We start from the raw sequence: 15111 nt of genomic DNA, 5'->3' as shown, positions 1-15111 counted from the left end.
GCCGATCTACCGGCCAGCGCCGGCCTGCCTCCGCAGCGTAGCGGCTCCCATCAGCCCTCACACCGTTCCCTCATGGTTGCCGTCAAGACGCGAGCCTTCACCATCTTGTACGAGCTCGAGCATGCCCAGACGGAGCTGATCGGGAAGTGCGTGGCGTTGAGCGACGGCAAGGCGGGAACCGTGGAGCAGGTCTATCTCGACGAGCTGCACGGCCTGCGCATCACGATCAGCGGCCATGACGGGCGGTGGCCGGTGTCGACCATCAAGTTCGCGCAGCGCTGAGCGGCGACGCCGGTCCGGCGTCTTTGGACCCCTCAGACATGCAGAGGATCGAGGGCGTGTCGCATGGTCACATGCATCATCGCGGCGCTCAGCGCCGTTCGTCGTATCGGCTGGCGAAGCTCTCGATCAGGCGGCGGAGCTTGGCCCGGTGCACGCGACGTGCGGCTTCCGCGGCAGGCAGCCAGACCAGCTCGCGTTGGCCGCGCTCGGGATAGCGTCCGTGCTGCTTCTTGACCTTGAGCGGATACAGCTCGACGTCGCAGAGGATCTTGCGCTTGCCCTTGCGCTTGGCGTGCTTGAAGCGGCCGAGCGGCTGGCGGCCGATCTTGCCGCGCAGGCCGGCCTCCTCATAGGCCTCGATGGCCGCGACACGATGCGGGCCCTTGCGCAGCATCGGCGAGCCCTTGGGCACCGACCATCGCTGCTTGCGCCGCGTGGTGATGAGCAGAATGCTGAGCTGTGCGGCCTCGATACGAAAGGGGAGCGCGGCAAATTGCTTGTTCTTCATGGGACCCCCCTTTCATGGCTTGAATCGAACCGGACAGCCCGTTGATTGGTTCCTGATGGGGCGGCAATTAAACCTGCGCAATGAATATCAAATGATACGTGATGGAGCCGTCGCAGCGACTAGCATCAGCTCGCCCGGCGCCGTCGCTCGCGCCCTGCGAGCGCTGACGACGTGGTTCGACGCCGATTCACTTATGTTGATGCGCGGTTCAGGACCTCATTTAAGGTTGTTCATGCGTATCGACGAAACCGGATCCAATCTCGCATGGAAATAGAAGTTGAGAAGAAACGGCGCCGGCGTGTCAAGCAGACGATGACGTTGGCCGAGCGGTTGCAACAGGCGGCGCGCGAGGCGCGCGATATGGCGAACCGGCTGCCGCCCGGAATCGAGCAGGCCAGGCAGCTGCGCCGCGCCCGCGAGGCCGAGGCGATCGTCGAGCTCGACCGCTTCCTCACCGCTCCAGCACGCAGCACCCCGACGCGATCGCGCTGACCCCCGACGATCAGCCGCGCAGGGCGACGCCGGATGTCACAGGCAACATCGTCGCAGCTGCATCTTTTTACTGCAAGCGGGCACGAATTGATGCAGCCATCGCTGCAACAACGCGCTTGACAGGATAGACGTCCTAAGCGACCGTAATGTCCACGCGTTGGGCACAGCAGCCCATTGGACGCGAGCACGATCAAACCATTTCCAACACCGCGCTGATCGAAGCGTGTTTGGTTGGTGGCGAGGGCGCCCTCGGCTTGACAGCCGACGGGCGCTTTTTTTGTTTTGGGACGCGGGATGACACGGACGACGTTTCGCATCGGGGTGATGTTCTCGACGACGGGCTCGTACAGCGTCGTCGCGCGCTCGATGCTCAATGGCGCCCAGCTCGCGCTCGCCGAGGTCAACGCCGCCGACGGCCCGATCACGCTGGAGCCGGTCGTGGTGAACCCGTCCGGCGATCTCGCCCAATATCGCGCGCTGGCGCGAGAGTTGTTGAGCTCCGGTATCCGCCAGGTGGTCGGCTGCTACACCTCCTCGAGCCGCAAGGAGGTGATTCCCTGCTTCGAGAAGTTCGACGGGCTGCTGTGGTATCCCTCGCATTACGAGGGCTTCGAAAGCTCCGACAACGTCATCTATACCGGCGCGGCGCCGAACCAGCACGTGCTGCCGCTGGTCGAGTATCTTGCCTCGCGCGTCGGCACGCGCGCCTTCTGCGTCGGCTCGAACTACATCTGGGCCTGGGAGAACAACCGGATCTTCCGCGAGGCGCTGACCGCGCGCGGCGGCACGGTGCTGGCGGAACGTTATCTCACGGTCGGCGATACCGAGTTCGATCAGGTCATCGCCGCAATCCTGGAGCAGCGTCCGGACGTCGTCTTCAACAACCTGATCGGCACCAGCGCCTACGCGTTCTTCCGCGCCTTCCGCGCCGCCTGCCGAGCGGCGGGCATCGACCAGGCCAAGGAGATTCCGGTCGCGAGCTGTACGCTGTCCGAGCCGGAGCTCAAGGAGATCGGCACTGAGGCCGTCGACGGCCATCTGTCGTCGAGCGTCTACTTCGCCTCGCTGAGCTCGCCGGAGAATTCAGCCTTTCTGCACGCCTACACGGCGGCGTTTCCCGATGGTCCGGTGGTCTCGGCGGATGCCGAAGCCTCCTACATCGCCGTCAAGCTGCTCGCCGCGACCTTGGCGCAGGCCGGCAGCGACGAGTCGCGGCTGGTGCGCTGCGCCGTCGCCAATCAGCGTCTGCTGGCGCCGCAGGGCGAGGTGCGGATCGATCCGCAGACCTTCCATGCCTGGCTGACGCCGCGCATCGCACGCTCCTCCGCCGATGGCCAGTTCGAGCTGCTGCTCGAAGCGCGGCAGCCGATCGCGCCCGATCCCTATCTCGTGCAGTCGTCGCCACGCTTCGCGACCTCCATGCGTCCACCACTGCTCCGAATGGTGAAGTCATGACCTTCCGATTGCTGCAGAATTTTAAAGGTGGCCGCGCGCTGGTGATCACCCGGCGGGCAGGGTGGGAGACCACCCTGGAGACGACGCTCGCCAAGCTCGGCGTCGCCTGCGAATACCCTGACATCGTCGACGGCCGCGCACAGCTCGATGCGTCTGCGCTCCTGCCCGAGCGCGACATCCTGTTCATCGACGGCGACCTCGAAGGCGCGGTTGCGCTCGAGGTCAGTCCGGCCTCGAAGCTGCCGCCGGTGCCGGTGATCGGTCTCGTCGGCGTCGAGGCGCCGAGCCGGCTCAAGGCGCTGGTCAATCTCGGCGCCACCTCGTTCCTGCGCAAGCCCGTGCATGGCGGCGCCGTGTACACCGCGCTGTTCCTCGGCATCAACCAGTTCCTGCTGCGCACCGACATGTACGAGAAGCTGCAGGACCTGGAAAGCCGCCGCCGCGGCCGCCGGGCCGTGATCCGCGCCGTCGTGTCCCTGATGCAGGAGACCGGTCTCAACGACGACGATGCCTATTCCGCGCTTCGCCGCGACAGCATGCGGGCGCGGCAAAGTCTGGAGCTCTATTGCGAGGAGTTCCTGAAGAGACGGGCGATGCCGCCCGATACGCCGAAACGCCCGAGCAGCACCACGCTGCAAGGCGGCAACAAGCAAGCGATGTAGGAGCATCACATGACCAGATCTGGAATGCGGGGGCTGCGTGCCGCAGCCCTCACGGGGACGCTTGTCTTCGCGGCAGGCGCATATGCCGCCGAAGCGCCGATCAAGCTCGGCGTGCTGGAAGACCAGTCCGGGGACTTCGCCGCCGCCACCATCGGCAAGGTCCATGCCATCCAGCTCGCGGCCGAGGAGATCAACAAGGCCGGCGGCATCATGGGCCGTCCGCTGGAGCTCGTGACCTACGACACCCAGTCGGACAACACGCGCTACCAGGAGTTCATGCGCCGCGTGCTGCAGCGGGACAAGGTCGACGTCGTGTTCGCCGGCTTCTCCTCGGCCTCGCGCGAGGCTTATCGCCCGATCGTCGACCAGTTCAACGGCTTCGCCTTCTACAACAACCAGTATGAAGGCGGCGTCTGCGACGGCCACATGGTCGTGACGGGCGCGGTGCCGGAGCAGCAGTTCTCGACGCTGATCCCGTACATGATGCAGACCTATGGCAAGAAGGTCTACACGCTCGCCGCCGACTACAATTTCGGCCAGATCTCGGCCGAGTGGGTGCGCAAGATCGTCAAGGAGAACGGTGGCGAGATGGCCGGCGAGGAGTTCATCCCGCTCGGCGTGTCGCAGTTCTCGCAGAGCATCCAGAACATCCAGAAGGCCAAGCCCGACTTCGTCGTGACCCTGCTGGTCGGCACCGCGCAGGCCTCGTACTACGAGCAGGCGGCGTCGGCCAACGTCAACCTGCCGATGGCCTCCTCGGTCAACGTCGGCCAGGGCTACGAGCACAAGCGCTTCAAGCCGCCGAGCCTGAAGGACATGTACGTCACCACCAACTACATCGAGGAAATCGACACGCCGAAAAGCAAGGAATTCCTGGCCAAGTTCAAGGCCAAGTTCCCCAACGAGCCCTATGTGAACCAGGAGGCCGAGAACTCCTACCTCGCGCTCTATCTCTACAAGCAGATGGTGGAGCGGGCGAAGTCGACCAACCGCGACGAGATCCGCAAGGTGATCGCGATGGGTGACGTCTGCATGGACGCCCCGGAAGGCAAGGTCTGCATCGACCCCAAGAGCCAGCACATGTCGCACACGATCTACCTCGCCAAGGTCGGCGCCGACCATTCGATCTCCTTCCCGAAGGTCTGGGAGGACATCAAGCCGTACTGGCTGGGCGACGCCGGCTGCGACCTGACCAAGAAGGATCCGATGGCGCAGTACACGCCGTCGAATCCGCCGCCGAAGCCCTGATCGGCGGCCGCGGCCGCTCCGGCGTCCCCTCACGCCGGAGCGGCCCGTTGCTTCATCCCCTCACGCATCCGAACCCCACATCGATCGAAGACATGGACATCGCAACCCTGGCATTCTCTGCGCTCTACCAGTTCGGCGACGCGTTCGCCTTCCTGGTGCTCTCGGCCTGCGGGCTCGCGGTCATCTTCGGCATGATGGGTGTGATCAATCTCGCCCATGGCGAATTCATCATGTGTGGCGCCTATGTCACCGCGGCGACGGTGCATGCCGGCCTGCCGCTGCCGCTCGGCATTCTCTGCGGCACCTTGGCGTCGGCCGTCGTCGGCGTGCTCGTCGAACTGCTGGTGATCCGCCATCTCTATGAGCGGCCGCTCGACACCATCGTCGCCACCTGGGGTCTCAGCCTGATCGCGACGCAGGGCACCCTGATCCTGGTCGGGTCGACCATGGCCGGCGTCGGCACGCCGTTCGGCAGTTTCCAGGTCGGCGCCTATTCCTATTCGATCTACCGCATCGTGTTGTTCGTCGCCGCGCTCGCGGTGCTCGGCGCGCTCTATGCCTTGTTCAACTGGACGCGGTTCGGCGTGCTCGCGCGCGCCACCATCCAGGTGCCGCATATGGCGGCCGCGCTCGGCGTCGACACCAGGCTGATCTACAGCCTGACCTTCGCCTGCGGAGCCGGGCTCGCGGGCCTCGCCGGCGGGCTCTACGCGCCGACCATGACCTTGGTGCCGACCATGGGCGCGACCTTCATCATGGAGGCGTTCGTCACGGTGGTGATCGGCGGCGCCGACGTCTTCCTCGGCACCGCGCCGGCCGGCGGCATCCTTGCCATCGTGAAATCCGGCATGACGTCGTGGCAGGGCCAGCTGTTCGGCCAGATCGGCCTCCTGATCGCCGTCATCATCGTGGTCCGGGTGCTGCCGAAGGGCATCTCCGGCTTCGTGCTGCGCGAGCGGACCTGAGGAGGACGCCGTGACTGGACTTGCTTCCCTGTTCCGCCGTCTCGAAGGACCGCAGACGCTCGGCCGTGGGCCTGCGTTCTGGGCGCTGTTCGCGCTCGTGCTCGCCGGCGCGATGGCGTATCCGCTGTTCAGCGACGGCTACACCGTCGGCAACACCGTCTACTTCTTCGTCTGGGTGTTCATCGCGCTCAGCCTGAGCCTGATCTGGGGCTACGGTGGCTCGCTGTCGTTCGGCCAGACCGCGTTCTTCGGCATCGCCGGCTATGGCTACGGCATCCTCACCATCAATTTCGGGGCGTCCTACGGTTTCACCTGGATCGCGCTGCTGCTGGCCATCGGCATGGCCGCCCTCGTGGCCGCACTGCTCGGCTACTTCATGTTCTTCGGCCGCATCGCCGGCGTTTTCCTCGGCATCGTTACGCTCGCGGTGACCTTGATGCTCGAGCGCTTCATGGCGCAGACCGCCGGACCCGAATGGCGCATCGGCGCCGCCCGCCTGAACGGCTTCAATGGCATGAGCGCGATGCCGCCGCTGACCATCCCCTGGTTCGGCGGCCCGATCGTGCTGTTCGCCGATGTCGGGCTGTACTACGTCGTGCTCGGCATGCTCGTTCTTGTCTATCTCGGCTTGCGCATCCTGATGAACTCGTCATTCGGCAACGTCATCGTCGCCATCCGGGAAAATCCAGAGCGCGCGGAAATGCTGGGCTACGACATCCGCAAATATCAGCTGATCACCTTCGTCATCGGTGCCGCGCTCGCCGGCCTCTCCGGCGTGCTCTACACGGTGTGGGGGCAGTACATCACGCCCTCCAGCATGGGCATGACGGCGGCATCGCTGCCGCTGATCTGGGTCGCCGTCGGCGGCCGCAGCGATCTCACCGCGACCGTGATCGGCACGCTGGTCGTGCTGTCCGGCTTCCAGGCGCTGACGATCTACGGCAGCCAATATGCGCTGGTGTTCATGGGCGTGCTGCTGGTGCTCACCGTGCTGATCGCACCCAATGGCCTCGTGCTCGGGGTCATCAAGGGGATCACCAAGCTCGTGACCCGGCGGAAGCAGGAGGCCGTGTGATGGCGCTGCTGCAATTGCGCGACGTCAACAAGCATTTTGGCGGCCTGCACGTCACGAACTCGGTGAACCTCGTGCTGGAGCAGGGCGAGATCCACTGCCTGATCGGGCCGAACGGCGCCGGCAAGAGCACCTTGTTCCGCCTGATCCTCGGCGAGCATCATCCCGGCAGCGGCCAGATCACTTTCGCCGGCGAGGACATCACCGCGCTGAAATCCTTCGCGCGCATCCGCCGCGGGCTCTCGGTCAAGTTCCAGGTGCCCGGCGTGTTCAAGGGCCTCTCGGTTCGGCAGAACCTGGAGATCGCGCTGCAGAGCCGGCTGCATGGCGCTGCGCTGGCGAAAGAGATCGATCGTCTGCTGGCCTTTCTGAACCTGGAGGCCGAGCAGGCGCAACTCGCCGGCAATCTCAGCCACGGCCAGAAGCAGTGGCTGGAGATCGGCATGGCGATCGCGCTGAAGCCGCGGCTGCTGCTGCTCGACGAGCCGACCGCCGGCATGTCGCCGGAGGAGACGCACATGACCGGCGAGATGGTGCGGCGGCTCAACGCGGCCGGCATGACCGTGCTCGCGATCGAGCACGACATGGCGTTCGTGCGCCAGGTCGCGCAGCGCGTCACCGTGCTGCATCTCGGCCAGGTGTTCGCGCAGGGCTCGATCGACGAGATCGTCGCCGATGAGCGCGTGGCTGCGATCTATCTGGGGCAGGCGCATGCGTAAGGAAGTCATCCTCACCACCGTCGGGCTGCGCGCCGGCTATGGCGGCAAGCCGGTGCTGCAGGGCCTGGAGGTCGAGGTCCGCGAGGGCGAGATCGTCGCGGTGATCGGCCGCAACGGCGTCGGCAAGTCGACTTTGATGAAGAGCCTGATCGGGCTGGTGCCGGCGATGTCCGGCTCGATCGTCTATCGCGGCGAGGCCGTCGAGCACCTGCCGGCGCACAAGCGGGCGCGGCTCGGCATGGGCTATGTGCCACAGGGCCGCGACGTGTTTCCGCGGCTGACGGTCGGCGAGAACATCGCGGTCGGCGCGGCGATCAAGGGCGGCGGCATTCCGGAGGAGGGGAAGCAGCGCGTGATCGGCGCGTTCCCGATTTTGCAGGAGCGCTGGGGCCAGCGCGCCGGCACGATGTCCGGCGGCCAGCAGCAGCAGCTCGCGATCGGCCGCGTGCTGATCGCGGATCCCAATCTGATCCTGCTCGACGAGCCGTCGGAAGGCATCCAGCCGAACATCGTTCAGGACATTGCCCGCAACATGGTCGAGCTCAACCGCCGGACCGGCGTCACCATCATCCTCGTCGAGCAGAATCTCGACATGATCCGCGCCATGGCGCAGCGCGCCTACGTCATGGACAAGGGCCGCATCACCGCGAGCCTTGCGCGCGAGGCGCTCGACGACGCCGCCGAGATGCGCCGCCACCTCGCAGTCTGAAGAAACTCGAAACGAGCACAAGGAGAACGAGCATGGCCTGGCAGTCGGAATCGATCATGGCCCGCAAGGGCGTCGCCAAGGGCGCGCGCGGCGCACACCATGTCATCACCGAGAAGGATCAGGGCAAGTATCACTACGTCTACGGTCCCTATGTCGAGCCGGTGCTGACGATCGATCCCGGCGCTGTCGTCTCGGCCGAGACGCATGATGCGTTCGAGGGCGCGATCAAGCATGAGACCGACAGCCCGTCGAAGATCCTGAACTTCCCGTTCCTCAACCCGCAGAACGGCCCGATCTACGTCAACGGCGCCGAGAAGGGCGACACGCTTGCCGTGTACATCGAAAGCATCGTCCCGCGCGGGCCGCAGCCGCGCGGCACCACCGTGATCATGCCGGAGTTCGGCGGGCTCGTCGGAACGGGGAATACCGCGTTGCTCAATCCGGCGCTGCCCGAGCGCGTGAAGAAGCTGGAGATCACGGCCGAGAAGGGCACGGTCTGGAACGACAAGATCACGCTGCCCTATGAGCCGTTCATCGGCACCATCGGCACCTCGCCGGAGATCGAGGCGATCTCCTCGCTCGTCCCGGACTATTACGGCGGCAACATGGATCTGCCGGATGTCGGCACCGGTGCGATCATCTATCTGCCGGTGAATACCAAGGGGGCGCTGCTCTATCTCGGCGATTGCCATGCCGCGCAGGGCGACGGCGAATTGTGCGGGGTCGCGATCGAGCATCCGACCGTCACGACGGTGCAGGTCGACCTCATCAAGGGCTGGAGCATCGCCTGGCCACGGCTGGAGACCAAGGATTTCATCATGACCATCGGCTCGGCCCGGCCGATGGAGGATGCGGCGCGCATCGCCTATCGCGAACTGTGCCGCTGGATGGCCGCCGATTACGGCTTCGACGAGATCGACGCCTACATGCTGCTGACGCAGGCCGGCCGCGTCCGGCTCGGCAACATGGTCGATCCGAAATACACGCTCGGTGCCTCCATCAAGAAGCATTTTCTGGTCTGAGGTTGCCGACGATGCCGATGACGTACAAGGTCGCCACCGTCCAGTTCGAGCCCACTCTGGCCGAGAAGGAGCGCAACATCGAAGGCCTGCTCGCGCTGTGCGAGCAGGCGGCGGCGTCGGGCGCGAAGCTGATCGTGACGCCGGAGATGGGGACGACAGGCTATTGCTGGTACGATCGCGCGGAGGTGGCGCCTTACGTCGAGAAGGTGCCGGGCTCGAGCACCCACCGCTTCGCGGCGCTGGCGAGACGGCATGATTGCTACATCGTGATCGGCATGCCGGAGGTCGATGACGACGACATCTACTACAACAGCGCGGTGCTGATTGGCCCCGACGGCGTGATCGGCCGGCACCGCAAGACGCATCCCTACATCTCCGAGCCGAAATGGGCCGCGGCCGGCGACCTGCACAACCAGGTGTTCGAAACGCCGATCGGCCGCATCGCGCTCCTGATCTGCATGGACATCCATTTCGTCGAGACGGCGCGGCTGATGGCGCTCGGCGGCGCCGACATCATCTGCCACATCTCGAACTGGCTCGCCGAGCGCACGCCGGCGCCGTACTGGATCAGCCGCGCCTTCGAGAACTCCTGCTACGTGATCGAGAGCAACCGCTGGGGGCTGGAGCGCACCGTGCAGTTCTCCGGCGGCAGCTGCGTCATTGCGCCCGATGGCAGCCTGCCGGCCGTGATCGACAAGGGCGACGGCATAGCCTTTGCCGAGATCGATCTCGCATGGGCGCGGGCACGCAAGGTGCTCGGCGAGCCGGTGTTCGCGCATCGCCGACCGGAGCTGTATCCTGAGCTGCTCACCAATACCTACAGCTGGAACCCGCGCGACTTCTTCGGGCTCTACGGTCACCAGCCATGGCCGGTGGGCAAGCGCTCCCGGATCAGCGCGGCGCAGTTCACGCCGACGTCGGATGTCGCGGCCAATTTGGCCCGCATCGCCGAGCTCGCGGCTATGGCGAAGGGGGAGGGCGCCGAGCTCGTTGTTTTCCCGGAACTTGCGGCAACGGGGCTGACCAATCCGGCCGAAACGGCTGAACCGATCCCAGGCCGCATCACGGCCGCACTCAGCGAGATCGCGGCTGGCCAGGGACTAACCGTGGTCTGCGGTCTTGCAGAACGAGACGGGAACGCCATCTATAATTCAGCCGTCCTGGTCACACCCGACGGTAAAATCACCACCTACCGCAAGACCCACCTGACCACGGCCGAGCGCAGCTGGGCCACGGCCGGAGACGAATGGGCGGTCGTCGACACGCCGATGGGGCGGATCGGCATCCTGATCGGCCATGACGCGGCGTTTCCGGAGGCGGGCCGGGTGCTCGCCTTGCGCGGCTGCGACCTGATCGTGTGTCCTTCGGCGGTGAAGGGGACCTTCAGTGCGGCGCATGCAGGGACCGAGGTGATGCAGCCGGCGCCGATCCCGACCGGGGCCGACGCGCATCATTGGCATCACTTCCGTGTTCGCGGTGGCGAGAACAATGCGTACTTCGCATTCGCGAATGTGTGCGACGCCGCGAATGAGTATCGCGGGCTCAGCGGCGTGTTCGGTCCGGATACGTTTGCGTTTCCGCGCCGCGAGGCGATGATCGAGCGCGGGGAGGGGGTTGCGACGCTCGAGATCGACACCAGCAATCTCGACAGCGTCTATCCGACCAACGTCGTCCGGCGGAAGGATCTCGTCTGCATGCGCATGCCGCACTCCTATCGCGCGCTGGTGCAATCGAAGGCGAGCAATTTCTGAGCTTGCGCGCGCCATCCGTTCCAAAATGGAACGGATGCGGCATGTGACGGCGCGCAGAGCGGGGTGCGACGACGCTGTCCACATTTCTTCACAGCCGTCGCAAAAAGTTCTTGCGCGGGATGCGGCGTCGCACTATCTCACCACCACGCCAGCCGGACATCACCGATGACTGAGGCCCCCGAACTTCCGGGACCAACGTTGTTTTCCTTGATGTTTCTTCTTCCGACTGGCTCTTGAGTTTTTCTTCAGAAAAGCTCTTGACGGTCTCGAAAAATCAGCTATTTGAAGCGCCCCGGCAACGGAGACTTCGACGGCGAAAGAGACCGAAGAAGGTGCACTAATTAGTTCGGAGCGACTGAGTTCGCGAACTAACAAGTGCGGGCTGTTTGACAAGTGAAGATGAAGAAAGAGAAACGTGGACGGCGGAGTCCTTGCGGGTCTCGGGATTGAGCTTCGGCTTGGTTTCGAGATCGGACGAGAAGACTTCGGCGGACAATGTTTCAAAGGTAACACCATGGTTTTCGCGCTGTGAAGCGTGGAGATCGATTGGTGGGACCTCGTCAAACGTTGTGATCAGCCGGTTCAAAGCTTCAAGTTCAACTTGAGAGTTTGATCCTGGCTCAGAGCGAACGCTGGCGGCAGGCTTAACACATGCAAGTCGAGCGGGCGTAGCAATACGTCAGCGGCAGACGGGTGAGTAACGCGTGGGAACGTACCTTTTGGTTCGGAACAACACAGGGAAACTTGTGCTAATACCGGATAAGCCCTTACGGGGAAAGATTTATCGCCGAAAGATCGGCCCGCGTCTGATTAGCTAGTTGGTGGGGTAATGGCCCACCAAGGCGACGATCAGTAGCTGGTCTGAGAGGATGATCAGCCACATTGGGACTGAGACACGGCCCAAACTCCTACGGGAGGCAGCAGTGGGGAATATTGGACAATGGGGGCAACCCTGATCCAGCCATGCCGCGTGAGTGATGAAGGCCCTAGGGTTGTAAAGCTCTTTTGTGCGGGAAGATAATGACGGTACCGCAAGAATAAGCCCCGGCTAACTTCGTGCCAGCAGCCGCGGTAATACGAAGGGGGCTAGCGTTGCTCGGAATCACTGGGCGTAAAGGGTGCGTAGGCGGGTCTTTAAGTCAGGGGTGAAATCCTGGAGCTCAACTCCAGAACTGCCTTTGATACTGAAGATCTTGAGTTCGGGAGAGGTGAGTGGAACTGCGAGTGTAGAGGTGAAATTCGTAGATATTCGCAAGAACACCAGTGGCGAAGGCGGCTCACTGGCCCGATACTGACGCTGAGGCACGAAAGCGTGGGGAGCAAACAGGATTAGATACCCTGGTAGTCCACGCCGTAAACGATGAATGCCAGCCGTTAGTGGGTTTACTCACTAGTGGCGCAGCTAACGCTTTAAGCATTCCGCCTGGGGAGTACGGTCGCAAGATTAAAACTCAAAGGAATTGACGGGGGCCCGCACAAGCGGTGGAGCATGTGGTTTAATTCGACGCAACGCGCAGAACCTTACCAGCCCTTGACATGTTTGGGACCGGTCGCAGAGACGTGACCTTCTCTTCGGAGCCCGAAACACAGGTGCTGCATGGCTGTCGTCAGCTCGTGTCGTGAGATGTTGGGTTAAGTCCCGCAACGAGCGCAACCCCCGTCCTTAGTTGCTACCATTTAGTTGAGCACTCTAAGGAGACTGCCGGTGATAAGCCGCGAGGAAGGTGGGGATGACGTCAAGTCCTCATGGCCCTTACGGGCTGGGCTACACACGTGCTACAATGGCGGTGACAGTGGGAAGCTAAGGGGCAACCCTTCGCAAATCTCAAAAAGCCGTCTCAGTTCGGATTGGGCTCTGCAACTCGAGCCCATGAAGTTGGAATCGCTAGTAATCGTGGATCAGCACGCCACGGTGAATACGTTCCCGGGCCTTGTACACACCGCCCGTCACACCATGGGAGTTGGCTTTACCTGAAGGCGGTGCGCTAACCAGCAATGGAGGCAGCCGACCACGGTAGGGTCAGCGACTGGGGTGAAGTCGTAACAAGGTAGCCGTAGGGGAACCTGCGGCTGGATCACCTCCTTTCTAAGGATGGCTCTTCAGTCTGACCTTCGGGTCACGATCTTCGGATCGCGCACTATCGAGCTGTTTTAGAAACATCAGGGACCAGCACGATCGCCAGATCGGGTTGAGTTCCATTGGCGGGATTTCGCCGTCTTCGTTTCTCTTTCTTCGCGGACGAACACGCTGCCTGGGGCTGCGCGGTTGCTGTATCAGCCTTTCGGGGCAGGGCAGTGACGAGCTTCGAGCGTTAGGGCTTGTAGCTCAGTTGGTTAGAGCGCGCGCTTGATAAGCGTGAGGTCGGAAGTTCAAGTCTTCCCAGGCCCACCAATCTTCGCGCCTGCCGGCGCTATCGCCTGGCAAGCCATTTGGTAAGCCAATCGTCTCGACGATCGCGCTACATTGCATTCGTCTTTCCGAGTAGGGGGCCTTAGCTCAGCTGGGAGAGCGCGTGCTTTGCAAGCATGAGGTCGTCGGTTCGATCCCGACAGGCTCCACCAGCCTTCGCAGGCTACGCCTGCTTCGGCTCGGCAAGCCAGCCGTGCAGCGAAGGCTGCCGCGCCGGAGCCCGATAGGGCGTAGGCGGGCTGTATCGAGCGTGTTCAATTCGTCCGCGAGACAACATTTCGCATTGTCTGGTCCTCACCGGGACGACAGGCAACTGCGTGTTATCTGACATCGTGAAGAGGAGATCGATCCGAGTTGGGTCGTGCAATGAGCGCCACCGCGCAAGCGGTCCGCGTTCGACTTTGCATCGACGCCTTCACTATCTCCGGGTCATTTCGGCGCAGGCTGGAAGCTGTGAAGCATCCTGTCTGTTGTAAATGACTCTGTTCGCCGCGCTTGACCGCACGGCGATCGGTTCGATCTTAAGAAGCAAGCTGGTCTTTCTAATCAGTGTCCTGCAGCTCACTAACGCTTGTCCTTCGGGGCAGGTGGGGAGCTGACAACATTCTGCCGAGTGTGTGGACATTGATAATGAGAGCAATCAAGTGCCTTAAGGGTGTTCGGTGGATGCCTTGGCGCTGAGAGGCGATGAAGGACGTGCTACGCTGCGATAAGCCGTGGGGAGCTGCGAAGAAGCTTTGATCCGCGGATTTCCGAATGGGGAAACCCACCTTCGATAGCCGGAACTCCAAGACCTTTGGTCTTGGGGTTTGAATAGGAGACTAGGATGATCCCGAGCCGTGAGGTTTTGGATTTCCGGTTATCAAGAGAAGGTATGAGACTTCTGAATACATAGGAGGTTTCAAGCGAACCCAGGGAACTGAAACATCTAAGTACCTGGAGGAAAGGACATCAACCGAGACTCCGCTAGTAGTGGCGAGCGAACGCGGACCAGGCCAGTCATGAATGTAAGCCAACCAGAACCTGTCAGGAAAGCAGGGCCTCAGAGGGTGATAGCCCCGTATGGGTAATGCGAACATTCATGCTCGAGTAAGGCGGGACACGTGCAATCCTGTCTGAACATGGGGGGACCACCCTCCAAGCCTAAGTACTCCTCAGCGACCGATAGTGAACCAGTACCGTGAGGGAAAGGTGAAAAGCACCCCGACGAGGGGAGTGAAATAGACCTGAAACCGGACACCTACAAACAGACGGAGCCCAAGATGCGTTCTGGGTGACGTCGTACCTTTTGTATTATGGGCCAGCGACTTAATTTAACGAGCAAGCTTAAGCCGATAGGCGTAGGCGCAGCGAAAGCGAGTCTGAACAGGGCGTCAAGTTCGTTGTATTAGACCCGAAACCTAGTGATCTAGCCATGAGCAGGTTGAAGGTGAGGTAACACTCACTGGAGGACCGAACGGGTGCCTGTTGAAAAAGGCTCCGATGACTTGTGGTTAGGGGTGAAAGGCCAATCAAACTGGGAAATAGCTGGTTCTCCGCGAAAGATATTTAGGTATCGCCTCGGACGAATACCTCAGGGGGTAGAGCACTGGATGGGCTAGGGGGACTTACCGTCTTACCAAACCCAACCAAACTCCGAATACCTGAGAGTACTATCCGGGAGTCACACGGCGGGTGCTAACGTCCGTCGTGGAGAGGGAAACAACCCTGACCTACAGCTAAGGCCCCCAATTCGTGGCTAAGTGGGAAAGGATGTGGAAATCCCAAAACAACCAGGAGGTTGGCTTAGAAGCAGCCATCCTTTAAAGAAAGCGTA

At 62.6% G+C, this 15111-nt stretch carries 12 protein-coding genes, 2 tRNA genes and 2 rRNA genes (1 of these 16 only partly in view); 15 read left to right on the top strand and 1 reads right to left on the bottom strand.

Annotated features, from left to right (window positions below; all coding sequences use genetic code 11):
• Positions 1-72: 72 nt before the first annotated feature.
• Positions 73-282 carry a PRC-barrel domain containing protein gene (locus QX108_RS08335; protein WP_315720913.1) on the top strand — a complete coding sequence of 70 codons (210 nt, stop codon included), beginning with the start codon at positions 73-75 and terminating at the stop codon, positions 280-282.
• A gap of 88 nt (positions 283-370) precedes the next feature.
• Here the strand turns inward: QX108_RS08335 and QX108_RS08330 are convergent, their stop codons facing one another.
• Entirely contained in the window at positions 371-790 is a 420-nt protein-coding gene (locus QX108_RS08330) for an NUDIX hydrolase (RefSeq protein WP_315779838.1), read from the bottom strand.
• Positions 791-1102: 312 nt separating this feature from the next.
• Here QX108_RS08330 and QX108_RS08325 point away from each other — a divergent pair, with 312 nt between their 5' ends.
• From QX108_RS08325 to QX108_RS08260, 14 genes are all read left to right on the top strand, one after another.
• On the top strand, positions 1103-1282 hold the full coding sequence (locus QX108_RS08325) for a hypothetical protein (RefSeq protein ID WP_409998484.1): 180 nt from the start codon (positions 1103-1105) through the stop codon (positions 1280-1282).
• Positions 1283-1576: 294 nt separating this feature from the next.
• A complete protein-coding gene (locus QX108_RS08320) occupies positions 1577-2737 on the top strand; it encodes a transporter substrate-binding domain-containing protein (protein ID WP_315779841.1) in 1161 nt (386 codons plus the stop codon).
• Positions 2734-3399, top strand: a complete 666-nt coding sequence (locus QX108_RS08315) for an ANTAR domain-containing response regulator (protein WP_315779843.1) — start codon at positions 2734-2736, stop codon at positions 3397-3399. The genes QX108_RS08320 and QX108_RS08315 overlap by 4 nt, the downstream gene beginning before the upstream one ends.
• A 9-nt stretch (positions 3400-3408) precedes the next feature.
• Positions 3409-4647 carry an urea ABC transporter substrate-binding protein gene (locus tag QX108_RS08310; RefSeq protein ID WP_315779845.1) on the top strand — a complete coding sequence of 413 codons (1239 nt, stop codon included), beginning with the start codon at positions 3409-3411 and terminating at the stop codon, positions 4645-4647.
• Between the two features lie 92 nt (positions 4648-4739).
• A complete protein-coding gene (locus tag QX108_RS08305; RefSeq protein ID WP_315779847.1) occupies positions 4740-5612 on the top strand; it encodes an ABC transporter permease subunit in 873 nt (290 codons plus the stop codon).
• A gap of 10 nt (positions 5613-5622) precedes the next feature.
• Positions 5623-6687: a branched-chain amino acid ABC transporter permease gene (locus QX108_RS08300; RefSeq protein ID WP_315779849.1), complete on the top strand. Its 1065-nt coding sequence runs from the start codon at positions 5623-5625 to the stop codon at positions 6685-6687.
• Positions 6687-7403 carry an ABC transporter ATP-binding protein gene (locus QX108_RS08295; protein ID WP_315779851.1) on the top strand — a complete coding sequence of 239 codons (717 nt, stop codon included), beginning with the start codon at positions 6687-6689 and terminating at the stop codon, positions 7401-7403. Before QX108_RS08300 ends, QX108_RS08295 begins: the two co-directional genes overlap by 1 nt.
• Complete coding sequence (locus QX108_RS08290; RefSeq protein WP_315779853.1) at positions 7396-8112, top strand: ABC transporter ATP-binding protein; 717 nt, start codon at positions 7396-7398, stop codon at positions 8110-8112. Before QX108_RS08295 ends, QX108_RS08290 begins: the two co-directional genes overlap by 8 nt.
• Positions 8113-8144: 32 nt before the next feature.
• The gene (locus QX108_RS08285) at positions 8145-9134 is read left to right on the top strand and encodes an acetamidase/formamidase family protein (RefSeq protein ID WP_315779856.1); all 990 of its coding nucleotides are present in this window, start codon (positions 8145-8147) and stop codon (positions 9132-9134) included.
• An 11-nt stretch (positions 9135-9145) separates the two neighbouring features.
• Complete coding sequence (locus QX108_RS08280; protein WP_315779858.1) at positions 9146-10885, top strand: nitrilase-related carbon-nitrogen hydrolase; 1740 nt, start codon at positions 9146-9148, stop codon at positions 10883-10885.
• A 597-nt stretch (positions 10886-11482) separates the two neighbouring features.
• Positions 11483-12971 (top strand): 16S ribosomal RNA (locus QX108_RS08275).
• 229 nt (positions 12972-13200) lie between these two features.
• Positions 13201-13277: transfer RNA gene (locus QX108_RS08270), tRNA-Ile, on the top strand.
• A 94-nt stretch (positions 13278-13371) separates the two neighbouring features.
• A tRNA-Ala gene (locus QX108_RS08265) sits at positions 13372-13447 on the top strand.
• A 486-nt stretch (positions 13448-13933) separates the two neighbouring features.
• A 23S ribosomal RNA gene (locus QX108_RS08260) occupies positions 13934-15111 on the top strand; it runs 1667 nt beyond the window's last position.
• The 16S and 23S rRNA genes sit together here with 2 tRNA genes alongside, the layout of an rRNA operon.

The sequence above is a fragment of the Bradyrhizobium sp. SZCCHNR1002 genome (genome assembly GCF_032381435.1).
In the GTDB taxonomy this organism is placed as follows: Bacteria; Pseudomonadota; Alphaproteobacteria; order Rhizobiales; family Xanthobacteraceae; genus Bradyrhizobium; species Bradyrhizobium aeschynomenes.
Note: the sequence above shows the minus strand (reverse complement) of the source record. Positions and strands in the feature narration are given on the sequence as shown.

Bases quoted from the DNA above. Each gene is read 5' to 3' on its own strand.
- QX108_RS08285 (WP_315779856.1), top strand. From the start codon at position 8,145: ATGGCCTGGCAGTCGGAATCGATCATGGCCCGCAAGGGCGTCGCCAAG.
- QX108_RS08295 (WP_315779851.1), top strand. From the start codon at position 6,687: ATGGCGCTGCTGCAATTGCGCGACGTCAACAAGCATTTTGGCGGCCTG.
- QX108_RS08305 (WP_315779847.1), top strand. From the start codon at position 4,740: ATGGACATCGCAACCCTGGCATTCTCTGCGCTCTACCAGTTCGGCGAC.
- QX108_RS08325 (WP_409998484.1), top strand. From the start codon at position 1,103: ATGACGTTGGCCGAGCGGTTGCAACAGGCGGCGCGCGAGGCGCGCGAT.
- QX108_RS08280 (WP_315779858.1), top strand. From the start codon at position 9,146: ATGCCGATGACGTACAAGGTCGCCACCGTCCAGTTCGAGCCCACTCTG.
- QX108_RS08335 (WP_315720913.1), top strand. From the start codon at position 73: ATGGTTGCCGTCAAGACGCGAGCCTTCACCATCTTGTACGAGCTCGAG.
- QX108_RS08310 (WP_315779845.1), top strand. From the start codon at position 3,409: ATGACCAGATCTGGAATGCGGGGGCTGCGTGCCGCAGCCCTCACGGGG.
- QX108_RS08315 (WP_315779843.1), top strand. From the start codon at position 2,734: ATGACCTTCCGATTGCTGCAGAATTTTAAAGGTGGCCGCGCGCTGGTG.
- QX108_RS08320 (WP_315779841.1), top strand. From the start codon at position 1,577: ATGACACGGACGACGTTTCGCATCGGGGTGATGTTCTCGACGACGGGC.
- QX108_RS08290 (WP_315779853.1), top strand. From the start codon at position 7,396: ATGCGTAAGGAAGTCATCCTCACCACCGTCGGGCTGCGCGCCGGCTAT.
- QX108_RS08330 (WP_315779838.1), bottom strand. From the start codon at position 790: ATGAAGAACAAGCAATTTGCCGCGCTCCCCTTTCGTATCGAGGCCGCA.